A 25,085-nucleotide genomic window follows, 5' to 3' on the forward strand; every position below is an offset into this window, starting at 1 on the left:
GAGGGGTTAGGGGTGGGTGCGCGAGCGGAGCGAGCCCACGAAAGAACGCCGCCTTCGGCGGCTACCCACCCCCAGCCCCTCCCTAGAAGGGAGGGGAGAAGCTATGTCCCCTTCCGGCCGAAAGCGGCTCTCATTAAAATATAGTCTTGACTAACTTTTGTTGACCCCGCAGCATTCGCACCACCGCAGCGGAGGGACGATCATGGGCTGGAGCAACTGGTCGGGAAGCGTGACCGCCGCCGCCAGGGTCGCGCGGCCGCGCGACGAGGGCGAGCTCGCCGCGCTGGTCCGCGGTGCCCGCAAGGTCCGCGCGGTCGGCGCGGGGCACAGTTTCATGCCGCTGTGCGAAACGGACGATCTGATCGTCGCGCTCGACGCGATGGCGGGCGACATGGTGATCGCCGCCGATCGCCGGACGGCGCGCATCCCCGCGGGCTGGAGTATCAAGCGGGTCACTGCCGCGCTATGGGCCGAGGGGCTGGCGCTCGCCAACCAGGGCGATGTCGATCCGCAGTCGCTCGCCGGGGCGATGGCGACGGGCACCCACGGGACCGGCACCGATCTCGGCAGCCTCGCGACCTTCGCGCGCGGCTTCCGGCTGATCGGCGCCGACGGCGAAGCGCGCTGGTGCGACGCCGCGACCAACCTCGACCTGTATCAGGCGCAGCGCCTGTCGCTCGGCCTGTTCGGCATCGCGACCGCGATCGAGACCGCGGTGGTGCCCGCCTTTCACCTCGCCGAACGGATCGAAAAGCGGCGCTGGGCCGAAGTGCGCGAAAGCTATGACGAGCTCGCGGGGCAGCATCGCCACATCGAGTTCTGGTTCTTTCCGCACGCCGACACGGTGATTCTGAAGACGCTGACCCCCTGCGATCCCTGCGATCCCCCCGCCTCGACCACCGACATGGAGGAAACCGCGTTCCGCCGCGTCCTCGATATCGCCGCCAGGCTTCCCTTTCTGACTCCCTTTCTCCAGCGCGCGATGATGCGGACGCGCTTCGACGGCGGGCGCCGCGGCCCCGCGCACGCGATCTTCCCCTCGGATCGCACGATCCGCTTCGAGGAGATGGAATATGAGCTGCCGCGCGCCGCGGGGCTCGCGGCGCTCGACGAGGTGGTCGGCTGGATTCGCAGGAAGCGGCTTCCGGTCACCTTTCCCTTCGAATATCGCACCGTCGCCGCGGACGATATCTGGATGAGCCCGATGAACGCGGGGCCGGTCGCCGCGATCTCGATGCACCAATATGCGAAGATGGCGTGGGCCGGCCATTTCGCCGCCGCCGAGGCGATCTTTCGCGCTCACGGCGGGCGGCCGCACTGGGCGAAGCGCCACAGGCTGACCCGTGCCGACGTCGATACGCTTTATCCGATGGCCGGGCGCTATCGCGCGGTACGCCGCGCCGCCGATCCGGCGGGCAAATTCCTGAACCCCCATCTGGAGGCGCTGTTTTCATGACCGACGACCGGAGCCTGCACGCGCATCTGATCGGCCGCCAGGGCTCGCGCGCCGATCTCAACACCCCGGTGCTCGTCCTCGACCTCGAAGCGCTCGACCGCAATATCGCGGCGATGGCGGCGCTGGTCGCCACGAAGGGCGTTGGCCTCCGCCCCCACGCCAAGACGCACAAGAGCGTCGACATCGCGAAGCGCCAGCTCGCGGGGGGCGCGCTGGGCGTTTGCTGCGCGAAGATCGGCGAGGCCGAGGTGCTCGCGGCGGGCGGGGTATCAGGCATTCTGATCACTTCGCCGGTCGCCGCGCCGCGCGCGATCGAGCGCCTCGCCGCGCTCGCGGCGTGCACCGAAGGATTGATGGCGGTGGTCGATCATCCGGCGGTCGCGGCGCGGCTCGACGCCGCGCTCGCCGCGGCCGGCGCGACGCTCGACGTCGTCATCGACATCGATCCCGGCATCGCGCGCACCGGCGTCGCCTCGGCCGAAAAGGCGGTCGAACTCGCGCGGGCGATCGCCGGGCTGCCGGCGCTCCGCTATCGCGGCGTCCAATATTATTGCGGCTCGCAGCAGCATATCGAGGATTATGCCGAACGCCGCGCCGCGATCGTCGAGCGCACCGGCTATCTGGCATCGGTGATCGCCGCGCTGTCCGATGCGGGCTTCGCGCCCGGCATCGTCACCGGATCGGGCACCGGCACCCACCGCATCGACCTCGATCTCGGCGTGTTCACCGAGCTGCAGGCGGGATCCTATGTCTTCATGGACAAGCAATATGGCGACTGCGACCTGACCGGCGACGGCAGCGCGCCGTTCGAGACCGCGCTCGGCGTCGACGCCCGCGTGGTCAGCGCGAATCATTCGGGGCTCGTCACCATCGACGCGGGTTTCAAGTCGCTGTCGACCGACGGCGGTGTCGCGGTGGTGCGGCGCGGCGCGCCCGAAACCGCCTTCTTCGCCTTCATGGGTGACGAGCATGCGGCGCTTGTTTCGCCCGGCATCGGCGAACAGCTCGCGCCCGGCGATCCGGTGACGCTTACGGTCCCGCACTGCGACCCGACGGTGAACCTCTACGACCATTATCATATCGTCGCGGGCGACACGTTGGTCGACATCTGGCCGGTGAGCGCGCGCGGCCGCGCGCGATGAAGCCGGCGCCGAAGCAGGCACGCGCCGCGGCGACGCGCGAGCGGCTGCTCGATGTCGCGGGCGAATTGCTCGCCGAGGTCGGGATCGAGCGCATTTCGACGAACCTCATCGCGGCGCGCGCCGGGCTCAGCCCGCCCGCGCTCTATCGCTATTTCGCCGACAAATATGCGGTGCTCGAAGCGCTCGGGCGGCGGTTGATGGCGCGTCAGAACGCGGTGCTCGACGCCTGGGTGCTGCGCCATGCCGGGGGCGGGATCGCGGCGATGGCGGATCATATCGGCGACCTGCTCGCCGAAACCGCCGCCGTCACCCGTGCCGAGCCGGGCGCGGTATGGATATTGCGCGCGCTTCACGCGACCCCGGCGCTCGCGCATGTCCGCCTCGAATCGCACCGCGGTGTCACCGATCGCCTCGTCGACGCCTGCGCACCCTTTCTGCCCGGCGTCGCCCCCGAGTCCCTGTGGCGCCGGCTGCGGCTCGCGGTGGAAATCGGCTTCGCCGCCGACGAGATGCTCTATGAGGAAAGGCGTATCGCCCCCGACGCCGCGCTTGCCGACGTCGCGGCGATGCTGCGCGCCGCGCTCATTGATCTCGCCGCGCCGCGCTGAGCCGCCCACCGCAACCATGCTTCCCTTTCGGCCATGCAGGCTTTAGAGGCGGAACTCTATGGTCGCCGACACCTCTTCCCATTTCCGCTACCGTCTGCGCCGCGACAGCAATGCCGCGATGGCCTGGCTGCGCGACATGTGGACGCGCCGCTGGTTCCGCTGGCTTGGCTGGCTGGCGCTCGCGGGGCTGCTCGCGATCATCCTGATCTGGGTCATTTTCGCGCGCAACCTACCCTCGGTCGACCAGCTTCGCGACTATGAACCGCCGCTGCCGACGATGGTCCGCGACGGCGAGGGCAAACCGGTGCACAGCTATGCGCGCGAGCGCCGCGTCCAGCTGGACTATAGCGAATATCCCCAGTTGCTCGTCCGCGCCTTCCTTGCCGCCGAGGATCGCACCTTCTTCGAGCATGGCGGGATCGATTATCCGGGCATCGCGACCGCGATCCTGACCAATCTCAAGAACGACGGCCGTCCGGTCGGCGCTTCGACGATCACCCAGCAGGTGGCGAAGAATCTGCTGCTGACGGGCGAGGTCAGCTACACCCGCAAGATCCGCGAGGCGATCCTCGCCAAGCGCATCGAGGCGGCGCTGACCAAGGAACAGATTCTCGAACTCTATCTCAACGAGATTCCGCTCGGGCGACGCAGCTTCGGCGTCCAGGCGGCGAGCCGCGCCTATTTCGACAAGGACGTCGACCAGCTCGCGCTGCACGAAATGGCTTTCCTGGCCATCCTGCCCAAGGCGCCCGAAACCTATGGCCGCGCGCGCAACGCCGAAAAGGCGCTGGCGCGGCGCAACTTCGTGCTCGGTGAAATGGCGCGCAACGGCTGGATCACCACCGCGCAGCGCGACGCCGCGCAGGCGATGCCGCTCGGCCTGACCGAGACCGGTAACCGCGCGGTCGCGCAGGTCGGCGGCTATTATATGGAAGAGGTGCGGCGCCAGTTGATCGACCAGTTCGGCGAAACCGCCGAGGATGGGCCGCACAGCGTCTATGCCGGCGGCCTGTGGGTGCGCACCGCCTATGACGACAAGATGCAGCAGGCGACGGCGAAGGCGCTGCGCGCCGGGCTGATCCGCTACGACGCGGGGAAGGGCTGGTCGGGGCCGATCGCGACGATCGAGGCCGACGACCAATGGCAGAGCCGTCTCGCCTCGAGCTTCATCGGGATCAGCTACGACAATTGGCGCGTCGGCGCGGTGCTCTCGAAGACGGGCAGCGAGGCGCGCATCGGCTTTTCGGACGGAACGACCGGGCGGCTGCCCGCGAGCGCCGCCCAGATGGGCTATCGCAAGCGCGGGACGAGCGCCTTCGTCGCGATGAAGCCCGGCGACCTGATCGCGGTCAAGGCGACATCGCCCGGCGTCTACGCGCTGCGCAACATTCCCGAAGTATCGGGCGGCATGGTCGTCGAAAGCCCGCATTCGGGGCGCGTCTATGCGATGCAGGGCGGCTTCGACGTCCGCCTCTCGTCGTTCAACCGCGCGACCCAGGCCGAACGCCAGCCGGGGTCGACGATCAAGCCCTTCGTCTATGCGACCGCGCTCGACAACGGCATGACCCCCGCGACGATGATCGTCGACGGGCCTTTCTGCGTCTACCAGGGCGCGAACCTCGGCAACAAATGCTTCCGCAACTATGGCGGCGCGGGCGGGTCGGGCCAGCACACGATGCGCTGGGGCCTCGAACAGTCGCGCAACCTGATGACCGTCCGCACCGCGAGCCAGGTCGGGATGGAACCGATCGTCGAGACGATCAAGACGATGGGGATCGGCACCCACGAACCCTATCTGTCGACCGCGCTCGGCGCCGGCACGACGACGGTCGAAAAGCTGGTCAACGCCTATGCGATGCTCGCCAATCACGGCCGCGCGCTGAAGCCGCGGCTGATCGACTATGTCCAGGACCGCCGCGGCAAGGTGATCTTCCCGCGGAACTGGCGCCCGTGCGAGGGCTGCAACCAGAAGGATTGGGACGGCCGGCCGATGCCGCGCTTCGCGCCGTCGGGCAAACAGCTCATGGACCCGATGACCGCCTATCAGGTCGTCCACATGCTCGAAGGCGTCGTCCAGCGCGGCACCGCGCAGCGGCTGCGCGATCTCGGCGTGCCGCTGTTCGGCAAGACGGGGACGACGACGGGGCCGAAGGACGTCTGGTTCATGGGCGGCACCCCCGACGTCGTCGCGGGCCTCTATCTCGGCTTCGACCAGCCGCGCAACATGGGCGGCTATGCGCAGGGCGGCAGCCTCGCGGCGCCGGTGTTCAAGCAATTCTTCCTCGACGCGCTCGCCGATCGCCAGCCGGTGCCCTTTGTCGCGCCGAAGGGCATCCGCATGGTCCGCATCGACCGCCAGTCGGGCCGCCGCGTCTATGGCAGCTGGCCGGGCAGCGACCCCAAGGCGGCGATCATCTGGGAAGCGTTCAAGCCCGAAAGCGAACCCCGGCGGACGATCCGCGAGGAGGAGATCAAGCCGTCGAAACCCGCCCAGCGGCAGGACGCGCCGGTCGAACAGAGCGGCGGGCGGCGCAGCGACAGCGACTTCCTCGACGATCGCGGCGGCATCATCTGACGGCTTGTCACGGGCGCCCGAGCCTCTATGGCCGGTGCCCACCGAATTCAGGAGCAAGGACATGCGCGCCGAAGCGCAGGATCATATCGACACGATCAACGCCGCGCTGGCGCTGCTGCGCCGTTTCCTCGACTGGGACCGCGCGGTGCGCCGGCTCGACGAGCTCAATGCGAAGGTCGAGGACCCGACGCTGTGGGACAGCCCCAAGGCGGCGCAGGAGGTCATGCGCGAACGCCGCCGCCTCGACGAGGCGATCACCGCGACGCGCGCGATCGAGACGGAACGCGACGATACGGTCGAGCTGATCGAGCTCGCCGAGATGGAAGGCGACGAGGCGCTGGTCGACGATGCCGTCGCCAGCCTCGCGGCGCTCGCGCAGCGCGCCGAGCAGGACAAGGTCAAGGCGTTGCTCGCGGGTGAGGCCGACGGCAACGACGCCTATATCGAAATCCACGCCGGTGCGGGCGGCACCGAAAGCCAGGACTGGGCCGAGATGCTCCAGCGCATGTACATGCGCTGGGCCGAAAAGCGCGGGATGAAGGTCGAGCTCGTCGAATATCAGGCGGGCGAGCAGGCGGGCATCAAGTCGGCGACGATGCTGGTGAAGGGCGAAAGCGCCTATGGCTATGCCAAGACCGAGAGCGGCGTGCATCGCCTCGTCCGCATCTCGCCCTACGACAGCTCGGCGCGGCGCCACACCAGCTTCTCGTCGGTCTGGGTCTATCCGGTGATCGATGACGATATCCAGATCGACATCAACGAGGGCGACCTCAAGATCGACACCTATCGCGCGTCGGGTGCCGGCGGCCAGCACGTCAACACGACCGATTCGGCGGTGCGCATCACGCATATCCCGACCGGCATCGTCGTCGCGAGCCAGAACGACCGTTCGCAGCACAAGAACCGCGCGACCGCGATGGGGATGCTGAAGGCGCGGATGTACGAGGCCGAGCTCCAGAAGCGCGAGGCCGAGGCGAGCGGCGAATATCAGGCGAAGACCGAGATCGGCTGGGGCCACCAGATCCGTTCCTATGTCCTCCAGCCCTATCAGCTCGTCAAGGACCTGCGCACCGGCGTCACCTCGACCGCGCCCGGCGACGTTCTCGACGGTGCGCTCGATCCGTTCATGGCGGCCGCGTTGTCGCAGAAGGTGACCGGCGAAAAGGTCGAGGTGGAGGACATCGACTGATGAGGTGCCGCGCGGCCCTGCTCGCCGCACTGGCGCTGCTGCCGCTGCTCGGCGGTTGCGATGCCCCGTGGAAGGATAATGACGACCGCGTCGAGACCGCGCGCGACTTCCCGCCCGCCGACCGTCCCGTCGCGCCGATCACCTCGACGAGATGGTCGTCCGAGGAAGCGCGCGACCGCGTCAACGAGGCCGACGACGTCATGGACTCGGCCGACGTCCGCCCCGGCATGACCGTCGCCGACATCGGTGCGGGCGACGGCTATTATACCGTGCGCCTCGCGGGCCGGGTCGGTGCCGGCGGCCGCGTGCTCGCGCAGGACATCCAGCCCGAGGTGATCGAGCGGCTCGCCGACCGCGTCGCGCGCGAACGGCTCGACAATGTCTCGCTGAAGCTCGGCGCGGTCGACGATCCGCGGCTTCCCGCGAACAGCTTCGACCGCGTCTTCATGGTCCATATGTATCACGAGATCGGCGAGCCCTACGCCTTCCTCTGGCGGCTGCGCCCCGCGCTGCGCCCGGGTGGGCAGGTGATCGTGGTCGATGGAGATCGTCCGATCGCGCAGCACGGCACGCCCTTCCGCCTGCTCGTCTGCGAATTCCAGGCGGTGGGCTACAAATTGCTGTCCTACGACGACAAACAGACCGCGGGCGGCTATCTCGCGCGCTTCGTGCCGATCGGCAAGCGCCCCGATCCTTCGGCAATCAGCGTCTGCAAGAATCCCTAATAGACGATCAGCCGGTCGTCCGCCCCGACTCCTGCCAGAAAGCCGACGAGCCCGCCGGCGCGCACCTGCGGTCCCGTCTCTTCGGCCGTCATCCCAGCGAGCGCCATGCCCGACTGGCAGGCGATGATCGTGACGTCCATCGCTGCCGCTTCGGCGATCATCTGCGCGAGGTCGGGCTGCCCCGCCGCGACGCGCGCAGCGTCGCCGGCGAAGCCGACCGGCGCGCGCAGCAAGGCGACCGCCTCGCCCTGCAGGAAGAGCCGCGCCGGCTGCCCGAGCGCCGCCGCCGCCATCGCGGTTTCGAGTGCCGCGTAAAGTCGCGATCCGTCCGCGCCCGCGACGATCAGGTTCAGCCCCGGCATATCGGACATTCCGGGTCCGCGGGCACGCCCACTTCACGCCAGCGCCGCTCGAGCATGTCGATGATCGCGAGCCGACCGGCCAGCGACCGTCCCCAGCCGCTGAGCGCGCGCACCGCTTCCAGCGCGGCCGTGGTGCCGATCATCCCCGGGAGCGCCCCCATCACACCGGTCTCGGCGCAGTTGATCCCTTCGCGGTTCGGGTCGTCGCCGACCAGGCAGGCGTAGCAGGGGCTGCCCGCGCGCCATCCCTCGTAAAGCGCGACCTGCCCCTCGAACGCCCCGATCGCGGCCGAGAGCAGCGGGATCTCGAGCGCGACCGCGGCGCGATTCACGGCCAGCCGGGTCGCGAAATTGTCGCAGCCGTCGAGGATCAGGTCCGCGCCCGCCAACAGGGCTTCGGCATTGGCTTCGTCGAGCCGCTCCACCCGCGCCTCCGCCTCGACATGGGGGTTGATCCGCCGCGCCACCTTCGCCGCGACCTCGGCCTTCGACGCGCCGATATCGTCGTCGGCGAACAGCGGCTGGCGGTGGAGGTTCGACAGCTCGACGACGTCATCGTCGATGATCGTCAGCCGGCCCACCCCCGCTGCCGCCAGATAGGCGATGGCCGGACAGCCGATTCCGCCCGCGCCGATCAGCGCGACATGCGCGGCCTTCAGCTTCGCCTGCCCGGCGCCGCCGAACTGCGGCAGGATGATCTGGCGCGCATAGCGGTCGAGCTCGGCGTCCGACAGCAAGGCTCAGGGCCGCCGCATCTTCATCGCCGCCAGCGATCCGACGCCCTCGTGGGCGGCGTCCTCGGCCTCCGCCGCCTCGCTCGCGACCCCGGTCGATCCGAAGCCGCCCGCGCCGCGCGCGGTGTCGTCGAGTGCCGCTACCTCGGTGAAGGCGGCGCGCTGCACCGGTGCGGGGACGAGCTGCGCGATGCGGTCGCCGCGTTTGATCTCGAAATTATCGTCCGACAGATTGGCGAGGATCACCTTCACCTCGCCGCGATAGTCGCTGTCGATCGTTCCCGGCGTGTTGAGGCAGGTGATGCCATGTTTGAGCGCCAAGCCCGAACGCGGGCGCACCTGCACCTCATACCCCGGCGGGATCGCCATCGCGAAACCGGTCGCGACCGCGTGGCGCGTGCCGGGGCGCAGCGTCAGCGTCTCGGCCGCGACGACGTCCATCCCCGCCGCGCCATCCGACGCATAGGCGGGCAGCGGCAGGCCGCCGCCGTTGGGCAGGCGCTGGATCCGGATCTCAATCGGAATCAGGGGGTGAACGGAGGTCGAGCTCATCGGCGATCTTTTCCATCAGTTTGCGGGCGACCGCCTGTTTGGGCAGCCGGTCCCAACTGTCCACCCCGTCCTGGCTGACGATGTGAACGCGGTTGGTTTCGCCGCCCATCGGGTCGGCGGAGACATCGTTGGCGACGATCCAGTCGCAGCCCTTCCGCGCGAGCTTCGCGCGCGCATGGTCGATCACGTCGTTGGTCTCGGCGGCGAAACCGATCAGCAGCGGCGGGCGCTCGGCGCTTTTCGCGAGCCCCGCGAGGATATCGGGATTTTCGGCGAGCGCGAGCGGCGGAACCGCGCCGCTGCCGTCCTTCTTGATCTTCTGCCTATGGGTGTCGGCGGCGCGCCAGTCGGCGACCGCGGCGACCATGATCGCGGCATCGACGGGAAGCCCCGCCTGCACCTCCGCCGCCATCTCGAGCGCGGTCTCGACGTCGACGCGGACCACGCCGGGCGGCGTGGGCAGCGGCACCGGTCCCGCGACCAGCAGCACCTCGGCGCCGGCGGCGGCGGCGGCGGCGGCGATGGCAAAGCCCTGCTTTCCGCTCGACCGGTTGGCGATGTAGCGCACCGGGTCGATCGGCTCGTGCGTCGGGCCCGCGGTGACGAGAATGCGGCGGCCGTAAAGCGGGCGATGGTTCGCGGGCGCGAAATCGGGCTGGCCGCTAAAGTCCCCCTCCTGCGGGAGGGGAGAAGAGAGCGCTTCGTCGATCGCCCGCTTGATCGCCTCGGGCTCGGGAAGGCGGCCCGGGCCATATTCGCCGCACGCCATCTCGCCCTCGTCGGGCTCCATCACCGTCACCCCGTCGCCGCGCAGCGCCCTGACATTGCGCCGCGTCGCGGCATGCAGCCACATCCGCACGTTCATCGCGGGCGCCGCGAGCACCGGCTTGTCGGTCGCGAGCAGCAGCGTCGTCGCGAGATCGTCGGCGATACCCCCCGCCATCTTCGCGAGCAGGTCGGCGGTCGCGGGCGCGACGACGACCAGGTCGGCCTCGCGGGAGAGCTGGATATGCCCCATCTCGACCTCGTCCTTGAGGTCGAAGAGGCTGGTGTAGACCCTGTTCTCGCTCAAGGCCGCGAGGGTCAGCGGGGTCACGAACTGCTCGCCCGCGCGCGTCAGCACGCAGCGCACCGTCATGCCCGCCTTGCGGAGCAGCCGGACGAGCTCGATCGCCTTATAGGCGGCGATGCCGCCGCCGATGATGAGCAGGATGCGTTTCGCCGCCATCGTCAAACCCCCGTCAGTAGCATGTCGACTGCGTTCAATATGTCATAGCGCCGCTCGGCCAGCGACGCGACGCGGGTGCCCAATTCCCGCATGTCGACCGCCGACGCCAATTGCGTCGCCATGATGCGGTGCTCGCCTTCGATCTCGAAAAGCGGATGCAGGCGCGACAATTTCTGTGCGGTTTGCGCCGGGACCAACGGCACGACGAGACGTGTATCGAAATGGCCGAGCAGGTCGCTCTGGCAATCGAGCAACAATTCGTTCCCGTCGCGACTTTTGTAAACGTCGAACTGCGGCATCAAAACAGCCGATATTTGGCGAGTGGCAGTCCATGCTCGCGCGTGTAGTCGTTCCAGCTTTCGATCGCGGCGCGATTCTCTTCCTTCCATGCCGTCTCGCGCGCCTTCTTCACCTCGGCGGCAAGCCCGGTCTGGCACGCTTCGCTGACGTTGATGCCGAGCTTCCTGGCTTCTTCGACCAGTTCGGCGCTCAACGACACATTGGTCGCCTTCTTGGGTCCTTCGAATCGCGCCGGACGGTTCATCGCCATTCTCCTTGCGCATAAGATATGCGCATTTCAGCCGCGCTTCAACCCAGCCAGTGCAGCAGCCCCGCGCCTGCCGCGGCGCCCACCAGCACGGTCAGCGCATAGCGCCACCAGACGCGCTTCTCGCCCGGCTCCCACATCAGCGGAATGTCGGGCAGCGGCGGGGCGGGGGGCGCGGCGCCTTTCCTGGGCAATTGCGCGTCGAGGCGGCGGATGATGTCGGGGATCAGCGCCAGCGTCTTGCCCTGCTCGCGGATGCCGTCGGCGAGCGCGGCCTCGGGGCCGAGTTCGTCTCGGATCCATGCGCTGACGAAGGGGCCGGAGACGTCCCACATGTTGATCTTCGGGTCGAGCATCGTCGCGACGCCCTCGACCATCACCATCGTCTTCTGGAGCAGCAGCAGGTGCGGCTGGGTCTGCATGTCGAAATCGCGCGTGATCGCGAACAGCCCGTCGAGCATCTGCCCGACACTGAGCTCGCTCACCGGCTTGCCGCGCATCGGCTCGCCGACCGCGCGCAGCGCCGTCGCGAACTCCTCGACGCTGTGATAGTCGGGGACATATTGCGCCTCGAAATGAATCTCGGCGACGCGGCGGTAATTGCCCGTGGTCAGCCCATAGAGAATCTCGGCGAGCCAGTAGCGCGCCTGCCGGTTGATCCGCCCCATGATCCCGAAATCGACCGCGGCGATCGTCCCGTCGGCCTTCACGAACAAATTGCCCTGGTGCATGTCGGCGTGGAAGAACCCTTCCGCTATCGCCTGGCGCAGGAAGGCGTGGACGAGGTTCGCCGCGAGCGTCTTCATGTCGTGCCCGGCGGCAATCAGCTGGTCGCGGTGCGAGATCTTGATGCCGTCGATCCAACCCAGCGTCATCACGCGGCTTGCGGTGCGATCCCAGTCGATGGCGGGCACTTCATAGGTCGGCACGCCGGTCATCGCGTCGGCAAGCTCGGACGCCGACGCGGCTTCGCGCCGAAGGTCGAGTTCGCGCAAGGTCCAGCGGCGGAAGTTGGCGATCACCTGGCGCGGGCGGAGGCGCGAGGCTTCGCCCCCCAGCGCCTCGAGATGCGCCGCGGCCCATTCATAGGTGTCGATGTCGCGCGCGAACTGCTTGTCGATGCCGGGACGGCGCACCTTCACCGCGACCTTGCGGCCTTCGGTCGTAACCGCGCGATGGACCTGCGCGATCGACGCCGACCCCACCGGTTCGGGGTCGAATTCGGCGTAGAGGCTTTCGAGCGGCGCCTCGAAGGTCGCCTCGATCTCTTGCCGGATGCGATCGAAGGCGACGGGGGGCAGTGCGTCCTGCAAGGTCAGGAGGTTGCGCGCGGCTTCCTCGCCGACAAGGTCGGGGCGCGTCGCGAGCGTCTGCCCCAGCTTGACCGCGGCGGGGCCGATCGCCTGGAAGGCGGCGGCATAGTCGGGCACCTTCGGCTGGATCGTCCCCAGCCGCGCGATCCGGCACAGTCGCTTGACCCCCGGCGGAGTCTGGGGAGCCGTCTCGATCCCGCGCAACGCGCCGTGGCGTGCGAGAATGCGGCCCCAGCGCAGCAGGCGGACAATATGGGTGACGGGACGGGTCAAGCCTTCCACCCGCTGTGAATCGCCACCAGCCCGCCCAGGATCGGCTCGACCTTCACCGCGCTGAATCCCGCATCGCGGATCATCTGCGCGAATTGGGGCATCGGCGGGAAGCGGCGGATCGATTCGATCAGATAGCGATAGCTGTCCTCGTCCTGCGCGATCAGCTTGCCGAGCTTGGGCACCAGATGATGCGAATAGGCGTCATAGGCCTGGCTGAAGCCCGGCCATTCGTTGGTCGAGAATTCGAGGCAGAAGAAGCGCCCGCCGTAGCGGAGCACGTGATGCGCTTCGGCGAGCGCCGCCGGGATGTCGGTGACGTTGCGGATGCCGAAGGCGATCGTATAGGCGTCGAAGAACTGGTCCGGAAAGCCGAGCTTCTCGGCATTCTGCTCGGACCAGACGAGGCTGGCGATGCCGCGCTCGGCCGCGCGCTCCATGCCGACGCCGAGCATGTCGGGGTTGATGTCGGCGACGGTGATGCTCGCGCCCGACGGCTCCATGCGAAAGGCGATGTCGCCGGTGCCCCCCGCCATGTCGAGGATCGCCTCGCCAGCGCGCGGCTTCACGCGCCGCACGAAGCGGTCCTTCCACAGCCGGTGCATCCCGCCCGACATCGCGTCGTTCATGATGTCATATTTGCGCGCGACGCGGCTGAACACCTCGCCGACCATCGCGGTCTTCTCGGTCGTCGGAACTTGCTCGTAACCGAAGCTGACGGTGTCGGGGGTAGCCATTTATGCGCGCCTTTGCGGGGAGTGCGGAAGTGCGTTCAGGCCTTTAGCCGGGCCTTGCCGCCCGCGCAAATGGCGCGTAGCGCCACAGACCTGATGCCCGAACTCCCCGAAGTCGAAACCACCGTCCGCGGCCTCGCGCCCTTCCTCGAAGGGCAGCGGCTCGTCGCCGTCACCACCTTCCGTCCCGACCTGCGCCGGCCCTTTCCCGCCGATCTCGCACAGCGGTTGACCGGCGCGACGGTGACGACGCTGTCGCGCCGCGCCAAATATGGCATCGTTTCGACCGACCGCGACGACCATATGATCTTTCACCTCGGCATGTCGGGGCGCTGGCGCACCGAAGGGGGCGAAGCCGGAAAGCACGACCATCTGCTCCTCGAAACCGCGGGCGGCCGTCGGCTCTTCCTCCACGACCCGCGCCGCTTCGGCTCGGTCGATCTTGTCGCGGGCGACCCGCTGGCGCGCTTCCCCGCCTTCGTGACGCTCGGCCCCGAACCGCTCGCGGACGATTTCGGCGCCGCTTATCTGGCGCGCGCGCTCGGCGGGCGCCGCGCGCCGATCAAGGCGATGCTGCTCGACCAGACGATCGTCGCGGGGCTTGGCAACATCTATGTCTGCGAGGCGCTCAACATGGCGCGAATCTCGCCGCTCAAACCCGCGACCGACGTTCCCCGGGCCAGGCTCGCCGCGCTCGTCCCCGCGATCAAGGATGTGCTGACGGCCGCGATCGCCGCGGGCGGTTCGACCCTGCGCGATTTCCTCAGCCCCGAAGGCGACCTCGGCTATTTCGCGAAGGACTGGCGCGTCTACGGCCGCGAGGGCGAGCGCTGCCAATGCGGCGGCACGATCGCGCGCGTCGTGCAGAGCGGGCGCTCGACCTTCTATTGCCCCAAATGCCAGCGCTGATGTGGGCCATTGCCCGCAATAGGCATTGACCCAATCGCCCTTCACCGCTATGCGCGCACCCTTCGAGCAGGGTCCGGTCATCCGGAACCGGCCGCATCCGGACATTGATTCGCCGCCCGCGCGCGATTCGGCTGCTCCGCTTTCGGCTGTGCTCCGACCGTTGAACCGATTGGATTTTTGAGGAACTTATGGCCAATACGCCGCAGGCAAAGAAGCGCATCCGCCGCAACACGGCGCGCACGATCGTCAACAAGAACCGCGTGTCGCGCATCCGCACGCTGGTGAAGAAGGTCGAAGCCGCCGTCGCCGCCGGCGACAAGGACGCCGCCGCTGCGGCGCTGAAGGCGGCTCAGCCCGAAATGGCGCGCGGCGTCGCCAAGGGCGTGCTCCACAAGAACACTGTTGCGCGCAAATATTCGCGCCTGACCAAGAGCGTCAACGCGATCGCCTGATTCGGCTTTCGCCGCGTACCGATTTCAAAGACCCGCCGGTTCGCCCGGCGGGTCTTTTTTATGACTGCCAAAAGTCATTGCTGTTGCAGCGCGGTAAGTGGCGGATTCATCGCGATTCGTTCGGGCGTGGGAATGGGGTCAGCTATAAATAGCTGAAAAATATGGAATAATTGCCCCATAGTCGCATTTCCGAGGGGTGGGGCGAGTCAAGAATTTTATTTCAGATTTTTTACGCGCCCCGGCCTTGATCCCATCTCTCTCTCCTGCCTAGACAGGGGGGTCGTTGGCCTTCGCCGACGGCCGTTACATGGACATGATTCGCACTCCTTCGGGCTGGTCCCGGGTGGGACGCTTGCGCTTGCCGCGGGCGGAGGATCGGCGCGTGGAGCGGCCGCAGGCGCGTTTCGGCGGTGACAGGGGGACCGGAGGGGCGACGCAAGGTGATGGAGAGCGGGAGCAGTCATGGCAGCGATGCGGGAGAGAGGGCGATGAGCGGCGACGCCGCGACGCTCTGGCCGCGCGTCGCCGAAGGGCTGCGCCGCGACCTCGGCGTCCGCACCTTCGACCATTGGCTGAAGCCCGTGCGCTTTGCCGACTATTGCTCGCTGTCGGGGGTGGTGACCCTCGAAACCGCGAGCCGCTTTTCGGCCAACTGGATCAACGAGCGATTCGGCGACCGGCTCGAGCTCGCATGGCGGCATCATCTGCCCGCGGTGCGCACGGTGCTCGTCCGTGCGGGCGTCGCGGCCGCCGAGCGCGGCGCTGCGACCCTGGCTGCGCCGCTGCCGAGTTTCGACCCGCCCGCCGCGCTCGCGCCGGCAACTCCATCGCCTTTCGACGCCCGCCTCAGCTTCGACCGCTTCGTCGTCGCGCGCTCGAACATTCTCGCCGCCAACGCCGCGCGCCGCATGGCGATGGCGGAAGTGCCGCAGTTCAATCCCCTCTATCTCTGCTCGGGCACCGGGCAGGGCAAGACGCACCTGCTCCATGCGATCGCGCAAAGCTATGCCGCGATCGAGCCGACCGCGACCATCATCCTGATGTCGGCCGAGAAGTTCATGCTCGAATTCGTCGGCGCGATGCGCGGCGGCGACATGATGGCGTTCAAGGCGCGGCTGCGCGCCGCCGACCTGCTGTTGCTCGACGATCTGCAATTCGTGATCGGCAAGAATTCGACGCAGGAGGAATTGCTCCACACGATCGACGATCTGATGACCGCGGGGAAGCGTCTCGTCGTCACCGCCGACCGGCCGCCGGCGATGCTCGACGGGGTCGAGGCGCGGCTGCTGTCGCGGCTGTCGGGCGGGCTCGTCGCCGATATCGAGGCGCCCGAGGACGATCTGCGCGAACGCATCATCCGCCAGCGGCTCGCCGCGATGCCGATGGTCGAGGTTCCGGACGACGTCGTCGCCTATCTGGTCAAGCATTTCACCCGCAACATCCGCGAGCTCGAGGGCGCGCTCAACAAGCTGCTCGCCTATGCCGCGCTCACCGGTGCGCGCATCGACCTGACGCTTGCCGAGGACCGGCTCGCCGATAATGTGCGCAGCGCCCGCCCGCGGATCACGATCGACGAGATCCAGCGCGCCGTCTGCGCCCACTACCGGCTCGACAAGTCCGAAATGGCGTCGAAGCGCCGCGTCCGCGCGGTCGCCCGCCCGCGCCAGGTCGCCATGTATCTGGCGAAGGAACTGACCCCGCGCTCCTATCCCGAGATCGGCCGCCGCTTCGGCGGGCGCGATCATTCGACGGTGATCCACGCGGTGCGCACGGTCGAGGCGCTGCGCGTCAACGACAGCGAACTCGACGCCGAAATTGCCGCGATCCGCCGGAGCTTGAATAGCTGATTGGGGTGGTGAGCGGGCGTTGAACCTGACGATCCTCCCTGTCGCGCAGCGATGGGGAGGTGGCAGCGGCGTAGCCGCTGACGGAGGGGCCGAGCGCGAAGCGCTCGCTGGCGCTCGCGGCCCCTCCACCATCCTTCGGATGGTCCCCCTCCCCACGGCTCCGCCGCAGGGAGGATCCACGCGCATATCCACCCATAAAAAAAGCCCGCCTTCCGTATGGAGGGCGGGCTTTTTCAATTCGATATGCGGCGATCAGCCCTTTTCGGGCGGCGCCACCGTGATGCGGACCTTTTCGCCCGAATTGCCGGGGAAGCCGGTGAACATCGCCTGGATCAGGTTGGGGACGATGTCGACGAGGTCGTTGTCGCGCGACTGCGCCTCGGCGCGGCCCTCGAACAGGCGGTATCCGTCGGCGGCGCGGTCGATGCGCAGGCTGAGGTCGCTCGTGTAGACGGTATAGCTCGACACGTCGCTGCCGCCCCAGCCGGGCCCGAAGCCGCCCCACATGAAGGGATCGTAATAGCCGGCGACATAGCGGCGCCCGTGGCGCCCGCGCACGATGACGGGGCGATAGAAGCCGCGGCCGTACCAGCCGCCGTACCAGGGGTCGCCGAAACTCGGCGTGCTCACCACGCGCTCGCGGCCCTTGTCGATGCCATAGTCCATATGGACGACGAGGTCGGCCTTCTCGCCCGGCGCGGCGGGGCGATAGCCGTAGCGGGTCAGCTCGCCCGCGACGAGATTGGCGTACTGGCCGAACTCGATCCCGCCTTCGAGCGCGGGATTGCCCGCCTCGACCGCGAAGCTCTGGCCCTGCGGCGCCGGAAGCTGCGTCTGGAAGCGCGCAACGTCGGCCTTGAACGGGGTTGCGCAGCCCGCGAGCGCCAATGCGGCGCCGGTCATCGCGGCGAGGCCGAGGCGCCTGAAGTTGATCTTGCTCATTGTCATGCTCCGTGATTCGGTGCGCAGTATGACCCGCGCTTTATACCATGACTACGCCAAAGCGACTTAACCTTGGTTGAACCCGGTTCGTCGCGGCTTTGTTCCCCGCCGGTTCCGGTTCCGCGCCGCGTCAGCGGCACAGGCCCAACACATCATAAGTGGCATCGAGTGTCGGTTTTGCAAGGGCTCTTGCCTTCGCCGCGCCCTTGTCGAGGATCGCGTCGAGCGCTGCATGATCGTCCTTGAGCGCCACGAAGCGCGCATTGATCGGCGCGAGCCTCTCGACCAGCAGCTCGCCGAGCGCCGGCTTGAACGCGCCGAAGCCCTGGCCTGCATAGTCGGCGAGCACCGCGTCGACGCTGATGTCGGCGAGCGTCGCATAGATGCCGACGAGGTTGCGCGCCTCGGCCCGCCCCTCGAGCCCTGCCGCCTCCGACGGCAGCACCTCGGGGTCGGTTCGCGCCTTCTTCACCTTCTGCATCATCGTGTCGGCATCGTCGGTCAGGTTGATCCGGCTCATGTCGGAGGGGTCGGACTTCGACATCTTCGCCGACCCGTCGCGCAGGCTCATGATCCGCGCCGCGCCCGCCGGGATGATCGGCTCGGGCAGGGTGAAGACCGGCGCTTCGGGGGTCGCATAGTCGTTGTTGAACTTCTGCGCGATGTCGCGCGCGAGTTCCAGATGCTGCTTCTGGTCCTCGCCCACCGGCACGTGCGTCGCCTGATACAGCAGCACGTCGGCGGCCTGGAGCACCGGATAGGTATAGAGCGCCGCCGACGCGCTTTCGCGGTTCTTGCCCGACTTGTCCTTGAACTGCGTCATCCGGTTGAGCCAGCCGAGCCGCGCGGTGCCGTTCAGGAGCCATTGCATCTCGGCATGCGCGGGGACGCGCGCCTGGTTGAACAGGGTCGATCGGTCGGGATCGATGCCGCAGGCGACGAGCGCCGCGGTCATCGCGCGCGTATTGGCGGTCAGGTCGGCCGGCACATGCGGCATCGAGATGGCGTGAAGGTCGGCGAGGAAGAAGAGGCAGTCGCCGCCCTGGGCCGCCGCATCGTCCTGCATCCGCACCCAGTTGCGGATCGCGCCCAGATAATTGCCGAGGTGCAAATTTCCGGTGGGCTGGATGCCCGATACGATCCGCATGGTCTACTCCTGTGAAGGCGCCGCTCCGTTGCGCGCGCGCCGCCGCGTCAGCATGGCGAGCAGATCCTTGTCAAGCGCGCCGACGAGGAAAGCGGCTGCAAAGAAGGCCGTGCCGCCCGCCGCGACCAGCGCGGCGAGCGACCAAGCGCGCTCGAACGCCGAGCCGGCATAATGGTCCGCGAGCAGCGGCATCATCCACCACAGCAGCGCCGCCATCGCCGCCACCGCGACCAGCTGGCGCGCGATGCGGCCCGCGAGCCGCGCGGTGAAGTGGAACCAGCCGCGGCGGTGGAGGATGGCATAGAGCAGGAGGCAGTTGATGCTCGCCGACGCCGCGGTCGCCCCGGCGAGCCCGACGATGCCATAATGTTCGACGACATAGAGGTTGATCGCGATGTTGATGATCAGCGACGCGAGCGCGGTCCACACCGGCGTCCGCGTATCCTCACGCGCGAAGAAGCCGGGATTCAATATCTTGACGATCACATAAGCGGGCAGCCCCGCGACGAGCGCGACGACGATCTGCGCCATGATCGCGCCGTCGGCGGCGGTGAACTTGCCACCGACGAAGAAGGCGGCGGTGAAGGCGGGGGCGCAGATCGCGAGCGCGGCGGCGGCGGGCAGCGTCAGCAGCGTCGCCATCTCGAAGGCATTGCCCTGCAATCGCTGCGCCTCGGCGGCGTCGCCCGAATGAATGTGGCGCGACAGCATCGGCAGGATCGCGGTGCCGAGCGCGATGCCGACGATGCCGAGCGGCATCTGGTTGAGCCGGTCGGCGAGCTTGAGCAGGGTCAGCGACCCCTGCGGCAGCGAGGTCGCGAAGAAGGTGTCGACGAACTGGCTGACCTGATAGATGCCGGCGCCGAAGGTCGCGGGCAGGATCAGCATCCCCAGCTTGCGCACCTCGGGGGTGAAGCGCGGCAGCCGCCAGTGGAGCCGGAGCCCGGCGCGGCGCACCGCCCAGAGCAGATAGGCGAGCTGCGCGACCCCCGCGAGGCTGACCGATACCGCGAGCGCGATCGCGACGATGCGGTCGTCATGGCTGTCGCCGCGCAGCCACCAGCCGGCGATGATCCCCGAAATCAGCAGGATGTTGAGCAGCACCGGGGCGAAGGCGCCGGGTGCGAAGCGCGAGCGCGCGTTGAGCAGTCCCGACAGCATCGCGACGAGGCTGATCAGCCCCAGATAGGGAAAGGTCACCCGGCTCAGGAAGACCGCGAGGTCGAATTTGCCCGGCACGTCCTGGAAATCGCGCGCGAGCAGCCAGACGATCCCCGGCATGACGATCATCATCACCGCCGAAAAGCCCAGCAGCACCCACAGGAAGACCGCGAGCACGTCGTCGGCGAAGCGCGCCGCCGCGTCCTCGCCGCGCTTCTCGTCTTCCGCACCATGCAGCGCGCGGCTGTACATCGGCACGAAGGCGACCGAGAAGGCGCCCTCGGCGAACAGCCGGCGAAAGGTGTTGGGCAGGGTGAAGGCGAGCTGGAAGGCGTCGGCCGCGAGCCCCGCGCCGAGCACGCGCGCGAGCAGCATGTCGCGCACGAAGCCGAAGATGCGGCTGACCAGCGTCAGCCCGCCGATCGTCCCGACGCTTTTGACCAGGCTGGTCACGACGCAACGCGTCCGAAGCGTGGGGGGAAGGGTTCAGAGAAATTCGTCATTGCGAGCGAAGCGAAGCAATCCAGGGCGGCCTTGAACTGCTCTGGATTGCCGCGGGCCTTCGGCCCTCGCAATGACGATGTGGGCAAAAAGCCTCAGGCCTCGCCGACCGGCGCGGGGATCTCGCCCTGGCCTTCGCCCTGCGCCTGCAGCTGCTGCATGAACAGGCCGTGGAAATCGATCGGTTCGAGCAGCAGCGGCGGGAAACCGCCGTCGCGCACGGCGTCGGCGACGACGCGGCGCGCGAAGGGAAAGAGGATGCGCGGCGCTTCGGCGAGGAAGAAAGGCTGGAGCTGGTCGTCGGGCACGTTGCGGACCCCGAACAGGCCGGCATATTTGAGATCGATGACGAAGAGGGTGCCCTCGTCGGCCTTCGAGGTCACGTCGATCTTCAGCGCGACCTCATAAAGATTCTCGCCGACGCCTTCGGCGCTGATGTTGAACTGGACGTCCATCTGCGGCGCCGACTGCCACTGATAGGCGGCGGGCGCGTTCGGATTCTCGAACGACAGATCCTTCACATATTGCGAGATCAGGCCGATCGCCGGGCTGTTGTCCTCACCGTTGGTCAGGGTTTCGGGCGTGAATTCGGGGGTGGTTTCGTCGGCCATGATTGCACTTTCGCTGGAAACTCGAAGGACGGGAACCCGCACCGACCGGGCGGCGCGCGTCGCTCGCGGGCGCGCTTAGCAGCGGTGCGCGGCCAGCACAATGGGGCTGCCCGTCGCGGCCGTGGCACGGATCGCCGCAACCGCCGGGGGTGCCAGGCGTTGACCTGTCGCGGAGCCGGGGCCAAGGGAGATTTGAAACATGGCGGTGCATCGCCTATGTTGACGCAGAAACCTATCCTCGCCGCATTGGACGTTTGCCCGTGACCGCTTTTTCGATTGTCCTGCTCGCCATGATCGCCGCCTTTCTCGGCATGCGACTCTATTCGGTGCTCGGCAAGCGCACCGGGCACGAGCAGGAGCCCGTGCTGCCGCGCCGCGACGAGCGCGGTGCGCCCGCGCCGGTGCGCCTCGACGACGCCGATGCGCTGCCCGCGCCGCAGGGATCGGCGGTCGATCCGTCGAAGCTCGTCTACGAACCCGCCGCCGAAGCCGGGCTGCGCACCTTGCTCGCGAGCGACCGCCATTTCGACGCCGGCCGCTTCATGGAAGGCGCCGAGGCGGCCTACCGCATGATCCTCGAAGCCTATTGGTCGGGCGACCGCGACACGCTGCGCGACCTGTGCGACGACGACAGCTATCAGGCCTTCGCCGATGCGATCGACGCGCGCGAGGCGCGCGGCGAGCGGCTCGACAACCGCCTCGTCGGCATCGATTCGGCGAAGATCACCGCGGTCGCGGTCCATCGCGGCGAGGCGCGCATCACCGTCCGCTATCTGGCCGACATCAGCGCGGTAACGCGCGATGCCGAAGGCCGGATGATCGCGGGATCGATGAGCGACGCGACGCAGACCGACGATCTGTGGACCTTCCGCCGTGCGATCGGCAGCAACGACCCCAATTGGGTGCTCGACGAAGCCGAATCGGCCTGACGTCCGTGCCGGCCACCGCGAGGGGCGCGGCACGGCGCACGCCCGCTTTCCGTTTCGCCCTTTTCGCCGCGCTGCCTTTGCTCTCGGCCTGCGCATCGGTGATTCCCGATGCCGCCGCCCCCGCGTCGCCATCGACCAGCGCGCCCGGCCCCGCGCCGACACCCGCCGGGACGCCGCGACCCTATACGCCGCGTCCCTCGACCGCGTCGGATGCTGCGGCGCCGCCGATCCCGGCGACACCCAACCCGCCGGTCGCCGCGCCTCCGCCACCTGCCGACGCGACCACCGCCGCCGAGGCTGGGGTCGTCCTCGGCCCCGAATATAATGAACTCGGCATCAAGCCCGAGCAGGCGACCGCCGCGCTCAAGGCCTTCCGCCTCAGTTGCCCGTCGGTCCAGCGCCGTGCCGACGCGAGCGGCCTCACCCAGCCCGCCGAATGGGCCGAAAGCTGCGCTGCGGCGGGTGCCTGGCCCGATCGCGACGCGGGCAATTTCTTCAGCCGCTATTTCGGCACGGTGCAGGTCGGCGCCGGCGCCGCCTTCGTCACCGGCTATTTCGAACCCGAGATCGCGGCCTCGCGGACGAAGCGGCCCGGCTATGACGTCCCCATCTATCGCCGTCCCGCCGACCTCGTCGACGTCGACCTCGGTCTGTTTTCGGACGCGCTTCAGGGCAAGAAGATCCGCGGCCGCGTCGAGGGCACCAATTTCGTCCCCTATTACGATCGCATGGCGATCGAGCGCGGCGCGCTCGAAGGGCGCGGACTCGAAATCGCGTGGGCGGCCGACGCCGCCGAATTCTTCTTCCTCCAGGTGCAGGGTTCGGGGCGGCTCCGCCTCCCCGACGGCAGCATCCTGCGCATCGGCTACGACAGCCAGAACGGCCGCGACTATGTCGGCATCGGCAAGCTGCTGCGCGATCGCGGCGAGCTCCAGCCGGGGCAGGCGTCGATGCAGGGCATCCTCGATTATCTGCGCGCCGACCCGGTGCGCGGCGCCGCGGTGATGAACGAGAATCCGAGCTGGGTCTTCTTCCGCGAGCTCACCGGCCCCGGGCCGCTCGGCGCGCTGGGCGTGCCGGTGACCGGGCATGTCAGCCTCGCCGCCGATCCCAGATATGTGCCGCTCGGCGCCCCCGTCTTCCTCTCGCTCGACCGCGCCGAACCGGGCGGTTTGTGGATCGCGCAGGACACCGGCGGCGCGATCAAGGGCGCGAACCGTTTCGACAGCTTCTGGGGCGCGGGCGACCGCGCGCGCGCACTCGCCGGCGGCATGTCGGCGCGCGGTTCGGCGCTTCTCCTGCTGCCGCGCGCCAGCGTTGCGCGGCTGGCGCCGCAAGGCGTCTGACGATGCCGCGGCGGCTCGACCCCGACGAAGCGGCGCTCTGGAAGAAGGTCGCGGCGACGGTGCGCCCCCTCCCCAAAGGGCCGGCCACGATCCCACCGGTGTCGCCGCCGACCGTGCGCCCACCCAAGCCCGCACCGCGCGGCATCGCCGCACCCGCCACCCCGGTGCGCGCATCTCCGCTGCCGCCGCCGCGCCGGACGCACAGCCATGCGACTCTCGATAGTCATTGGGACCGGCGGCTCCGCAAGGGTCATGTCCGCCCCGACATGAGCATCGACCTCCACGGCCACACGCTCGCCTCGGCGCAGGCGCTGCTCGACGAGGCGATCTCCCGCGCGCTGGTCCGCGGCGCGCGCGTGCTGCTCGTCGTCGCGGGGCGGTTGCGCCCGGGCGCCGACCGCTTGCCGCAGATGCACGGGGAGCCGCGCCCGCGCGGCGCGATCCGTGCCTCGCTCGCCGACTGGCTCGCCGCTTCGTCCCACGCCGACCGGATCGTCGCGCTGCGTCCCGCGCACATCAGCCATGGCGGCGCCGGCGCGGTCTATGTGATCCTGCGGCGCGGGCGCGAGGATTAGGGGTTTAGAGGAAGGCCCGCATCAGCACACCGCGATAGATGGCGGCCAGCGTGCGCAAATCCTCGACCGCCACCGCCTCGTCGAGCTTGTGCATCGTCGCGTTGGTCAGCCCGAACTCGACCACCGGGCACAGCGCGTGGAGGAAGCGCGCATCCGATGTGCCACCCGTCGTCGACATCTCGGGCATCACATCGGTCTCGGCGTGGATTGCCTCGGCGACCAGCGCCGACAGCTCGCCCGGCGGGGTCAGGAAGGCTTCGCCCGAAATCTTGCCCACGACCTTCGCGGCCGGCTCGACGTCGCGCGCGATGCGCTCGATCATCTGGACGAGCTCGGCGCCCTTCTGCTGGTCGTTGAAGCGGATCGACAGCCGCGCCCGCGCCGAGGCGGGGATGACGTTGGTCGCGCCGTTGCCGACCTCGATATCGGTGAATTCGATGTTCGACGGCTGGAACCACTCGGTCCCCTCATCGAGCGTCACCGTGTCGATCGCGGCGAGGATTCGAACCAGCTTGGGGATCGGATTGTCGGCAAGGTGGGGGTAGGCGACATGGCCCTGCGTGCCGGGCACGTCGATCCAGATATTGACCGAACCGCGCCGCCCGATCTTCACCATGTCGCCGAGCCGCTGCACCGAGGTCGGCTCGCCGACGAGGATCATGTCGGGGCGGATGCCGCGCGCGTCCATATGTTCCATCAGCGCGCGGGTGCCGAACACCGCAGGGCCTTCCTCGTCGCCGGTGACGATCAGGCTGATCGTTCCCGCCTCGGCCGGAGTCGCGGCCGCCGCGGCGACGAAAGCGGCGATCGCGCCCTTCATGTCGACCGCGCCCCGCCCGTAGAGCAACTCGCCGCGCACTTGCGGATCGAAGGCGTCGCCCGTCCAGCCGACGCCCGGCGGCACGACGTCGAGATGCCCGGCAAAGCCGAAATGCACCGGCCCCTTACCCGTCCGAACCGCGAGCAGATTCTCGACCGGCCCATCGGGTTCGATCCCGTCGATGAAGCGCTCGACGGTGAAGCCGAGCGGCGCCAGCGCCGCCTCGAGCACATCGAACACCGCGCCGGTCGCGGGGGTGACGCTGGGCGCGGCGATCAGCGCCTTTGCAAGGTCGAGCGGGTCGATGCCATGGGTCATGCCGCTCCCTTACCCCTTTGCGCCGCGTCAAGTCGAGGCTTTGCATCGCGCCGCTTTTGTGCGAAACAAAGGAGGAACAAAGAAAGCGACTG

24 protein-coding genes and 1 pseudogene are annotated in these 25,085 nt (G+C 68.4%); 12 read left to right on the top strand and 13 right to left on the bottom strand.

What is annotated here, in order from left to right; all coding sequences use genetic code 11:
• Nucleotides 1-202 precede the first annotated feature (202 nt).
• The 6 genes from CD928_RS09305 to CD928_RS09330 all read left to right on the top strand — a co-directional run bounded on the left by CD928_RS09305 (nucleotide 203) and on the right by CD928_RS09330 (nucleotide 7,695).
• Nucleotides 203-1,456 (top strand): D-arabinono-1,4-lactone oxidase, encoded by a 1,254-nt coding sequence (locus tag CD928_RS09305; RefSeq protein ID WP_095386812.1) that lies wholly within the window; start codon nucleotides 203-205, stop codon nucleotides 1,454-1,456.
• Nucleotides 1,453-2,598, top strand: a complete 1,146-nt coding sequence (locus CD928_RS09310) for a DSD1 family PLP-dependent enzyme (RefSeq protein WP_095386813.1) — start codon at nucleotides 1,453-1,455, stop codon at nucleotides 2,596-2,598. The genes CD928_RS09305 and CD928_RS09310 overlap by 4 nt, the downstream gene beginning before the upstream one ends.
• A complete protein-coding gene (locus CD928_RS09315) occupies nucleotides 2,595-3,206 on the top strand; it encodes a TetR/AcrR family transcriptional regulator (protein WP_095386814.1) in 612 nt (203 codons plus the stop codon). The genes CD928_RS09310 and CD928_RS09315 overlap by 4 nt, the downstream gene beginning before the upstream one ends.
• Nucleotides 3,207-3,264: 58 nt before the next feature.
• Nucleotides 3,265-5,781: a penicillin-binding protein 1A gene (locus tag CD928_RS09320; protein ID WP_095386815.1), complete on the top strand. Its 2,517-nt coding sequence runs from the start codon at nucleotides 3,265-3,267 to the stop codon at nucleotides 5,779-5,781.
• Nucleotides 5,782-5,842: 61 nt separating this feature from the next.
• A complete protein-coding gene (gene prfB, locus CD928_RS09325) occupies nucleotides 5,843-6,970 on the top strand; it encodes a peptide chain release factor 2 (RefSeq protein ID WP_095386816.1) in 1,128 nt (375 codons plus the stop codon).
• Nucleotides 6,970-7,695, top strand: a complete 726-nt coding sequence (locus CD928_RS09330; RefSeq protein ID WP_095386817.1) for a class I SAM-dependent methyltransferase — start codon at nucleotides 6,970-6,972, stop codon at nucleotides 7,693-7,695. Before prfB ends, CD928_RS09330 begins: the two co-directional genes overlap by 1 nt.
• Here CD928_RS09330 and CD928_RS09335 read toward each other — a convergent pair.
• From CD928_RS09335 to CD928_RS09370, 8 genes and pseudogenes are all read right to left on the bottom strand, one after another.
• Nucleotides 7,692-8,066 (bottom strand): DsrE family protein, encoded by a 375-nt coding sequence (locus CD928_RS09335; protein ID WP_255247095.1) that lies wholly within the window; start codon nucleotides 8,064-8,066, stop codon nucleotides 7,692-7,694. The two genes, CD928_RS09330 and CD928_RS09335, sit on opposite strands and share 4 nt — an antisense overlap.
• Nucleotides 8,045-8,794, bottom strand: a complete 750-nt coding sequence (locus CD928_RS09340) for a HesA/MoeB/ThiF family protein (RefSeq protein WP_095386819.1) — start codon at nucleotides 8,792-8,794, stop codon at nucleotides 8,045-8,047. The genes CD928_RS09335 and CD928_RS09340 overlap by 22 nt, the downstream gene beginning before the upstream one ends.
• 87 nt (nucleotides 8,795-8,881) lie before the next feature.
• Nucleotides 8,882-9,343 (bottom strand): annotated as a pseudogene (gene dut / locus CD928_RS09345) (dUTP diphosphatase); the annotation flags it as partial.
• A complete protein-coding gene (coaBC, locus tag CD928_RS09350) occupies nucleotides 9,306-10,571 on the bottom strand; it encodes a bifunctional phosphopantothenoylcysteine decarboxylase/phosphopantothenate--cysteine ligase CoaBC (RefSeq protein WP_095386821.1) in 1,266 nt (421 codons plus the stop codon). The pseudogene dut and the gene coaBC, both read right to left, overlap by 38 nt.
• A gap of 2 nt (nucleotides 10,572-10,573) precedes the next feature.
• Nucleotides 10,574-10,870 carry a CcdB family protein gene (locus tag CD928_RS09355; RefSeq protein ID WP_095386822.1) on the bottom strand — a complete coding sequence of 99 codons (297 nt, stop codon included), beginning with the start codon at nucleotides 10,868-10,870 and terminating at the stop codon, nucleotides 10,574-10,576.
• On the bottom strand, nucleotides 10,870-11,115 hold the full coding sequence (locus CD928_RS09360; RefSeq protein WP_095387357.1) for a type II toxin-antitoxin system CcdA family antitoxin: 246 nt from the start codon (nucleotides 11,113-11,115) through the stop codon (nucleotides 10,870-10,872). Before CD928_RS09360 ends, CD928_RS09355 begins: the two co-directional genes overlap by 1 nt.
• Before the next feature lie 44 nt (nucleotides 11,116-11,159).
• Nucleotides 11,160-12,704 carry a 2-polyprenylphenol 6-hydroxylase gene (ubiB, locus tag CD928_RS09365; RefSeq protein WP_095387358.1) on the bottom strand — a complete coding sequence of 515 codons (1,545 nt, stop codon included), beginning with the start codon at nucleotides 12,702-12,704 and terminating at the stop codon, nucleotides 11,160-11,162.
• Nucleotides 12,701-13,438, bottom strand: a complete 738-nt coding sequence (locus CD928_RS09370) for a class I SAM-dependent methyltransferase (RefSeq protein WP_095386823.1) — start codon at nucleotides 13,436-13,438, stop codon at nucleotides 12,701-12,703. The genes ubiB and CD928_RS09370 overlap by 4 nt, the downstream gene beginning before the upstream one ends.
• A 93-nt stretch (nucleotides 13,439-13,531) precedes the next feature.
• Here CD928_RS09370 and mutM point away from each other — a divergent pair, with 93 nt between their 5' ends.
• The 3 genes from mutM to dnaA all read left to right on the top strand — a co-directional run bounded on the left by mutM (nucleotide 13,532) and on the right by dnaA (nucleotide 16,643).
• Nucleotides 13,532-14,344, top strand: coding sequence for a bifunctional DNA-formamidopyrimidine glycosylase/DNA-(apurinic or apyrimidinic site) lyase (gene mutM / locus CD928_RS09375; RefSeq protein WP_095386824.1), 813 nt, complete (start codon nucleotides 13,532-13,534; stop codon nucleotides 14,342-14,344).
• A gap of 188 nt (nucleotides 14,345-14,532) precedes the next feature.
• Nucleotides 14,533-14,796, top strand: a complete 264-nt coding sequence (rpsT, locus tag CD928_RS09380) for a 30S ribosomal protein S20 (protein ID WP_053555971.1) — start codon at nucleotides 14,533-14,535, stop codon at nucleotides 14,794-14,796.
• Between the two features lie 488 nt (nucleotides 14,797-15,284).
• Nucleotides 15,285-16,643 (top strand): chromosomal replication initiator protein DnaA, encoded by a 1,359-nt coding sequence (gene dnaA, locus CD928_RS09385; RefSeq protein ID WP_095386825.1) that lies wholly within the window; start codon nucleotides 15,285-15,287, stop codon nucleotides 16,641-16,643.
• 252 nt (nucleotides 16,644-16,895) lie between these two features.
• Here dnaA and CD928_RS09390 read toward each other — a convergent pair whose 3' ends face one another.
• The 4 genes from CD928_RS09390 to secB form a co-directional block, all read right to left on the bottom strand.
• Nucleotides 16,896-17,591, bottom strand: a complete 696-nt coding sequence (locus CD928_RS09390; RefSeq protein ID WP_176473533.1) for a DUF4136 domain-containing protein — start codon at nucleotides 17,589-17,591, stop codon at nucleotides 16,896-16,898.
• 124 nt (nucleotides 17,592-17,715) lie between these two features.
• Nucleotides 17,716-18,732, bottom strand: coding sequence for a tryptophan--tRNA ligase (gene trpS / locus CD928_RS09395; RefSeq protein ID WP_095386827.1), 1,017 nt, complete (start codon nucleotides 18,730-18,732; stop codon nucleotides 17,716-17,718).
• Between the two features lie 3 nt (nucleotides 18,733-18,735).
• Complete coding sequence (gene murJ / locus CD928_RS09400; RefSeq protein WP_095386828.1) at nucleotides 18,736-20,346, bottom strand: murein biosynthesis integral membrane protein MurJ; 1,611 nt, start codon at nucleotides 20,344-20,346, stop codon at nucleotides 18,736-18,738.
• 143 nt (nucleotides 20,347-20,489) lie between these two features.
• Nucleotides 20,490-21,005, bottom strand: a complete 516-nt coding sequence (secB, locus tag CD928_RS09405) for a protein-export chaperone SecB (RefSeq protein ID WP_095386829.1) — start codon at nucleotides 21,003-21,005, stop codon at nucleotides 20,490-20,492.
• A 260-nt stretch (nucleotides 21,006-21,265) separates the two neighbouring features.
• Between secB and CD928_RS09410 the strand changes: the two genes are divergently transcribed.
• From CD928_RS09410 to CD928_RS09420, 3 genes are read left to right on the top strand one after another with little or no spacing between them, the layout of a single operon-like run.
• On the top strand, nucleotides 21,266-21,934 hold the full coding sequence (locus CD928_RS09410; RefSeq protein WP_095387359.1) for a Tim44/TimA family putative adaptor protein: 669 nt from the start codon (nucleotides 21,266-21,268) through the stop codon (nucleotides 21,932-21,934).
• A gap of 5 nt (nucleotides 21,935-21,939) precedes the next feature.
• On the top strand, nucleotides 21,940-23,280 hold the full coding sequence (locus CD928_RS09415; RefSeq protein WP_255247096.1) for a murein transglycosylase A: 1,341 nt from the start codon (nucleotides 21,940-21,942) through the stop codon (nucleotides 23,278-23,280).
• A gap of 2 nt (nucleotides 23,281-23,282) precedes the next feature.
• Nucleotides 23,283-23,855 (top strand): Smr/MutS family protein, encoded by a 573-nt coding sequence (locus CD928_RS09420; protein ID WP_095386830.1) that lies wholly within the window; start codon nucleotides 23,283-23,285, stop codon nucleotides 23,853-23,855.
• A 4-nt stretch (nucleotides 23,856-23,859) separates the two neighbouring features.
• Here CD928_RS09420 and dapE read toward each other — a convergent pair whose 3' ends face one another.
• On the bottom strand, nucleotides 23,860-24,993 hold the full coding sequence (gene dapE, locus CD928_RS09425; protein ID WP_095386831.1) for a succinyl-diaminopimelate desuccinylase: 1,134 nt from the start codon (nucleotides 24,991-24,993) through the stop codon (nucleotides 23,860-23,862).
• Between the last annotated feature and the right edge of the window lie 92 nt (nucleotides 24,994-25,085).

Source organism: Sphingopyxis sp. GW247-27LB, from assembly GCF_002277025.1.
Lineage (GTDB): Bacteria > Pseudomonadota > Alphaproteobacteria > Sphingomonadales > Sphingomonadaceae > Sphingopyxis.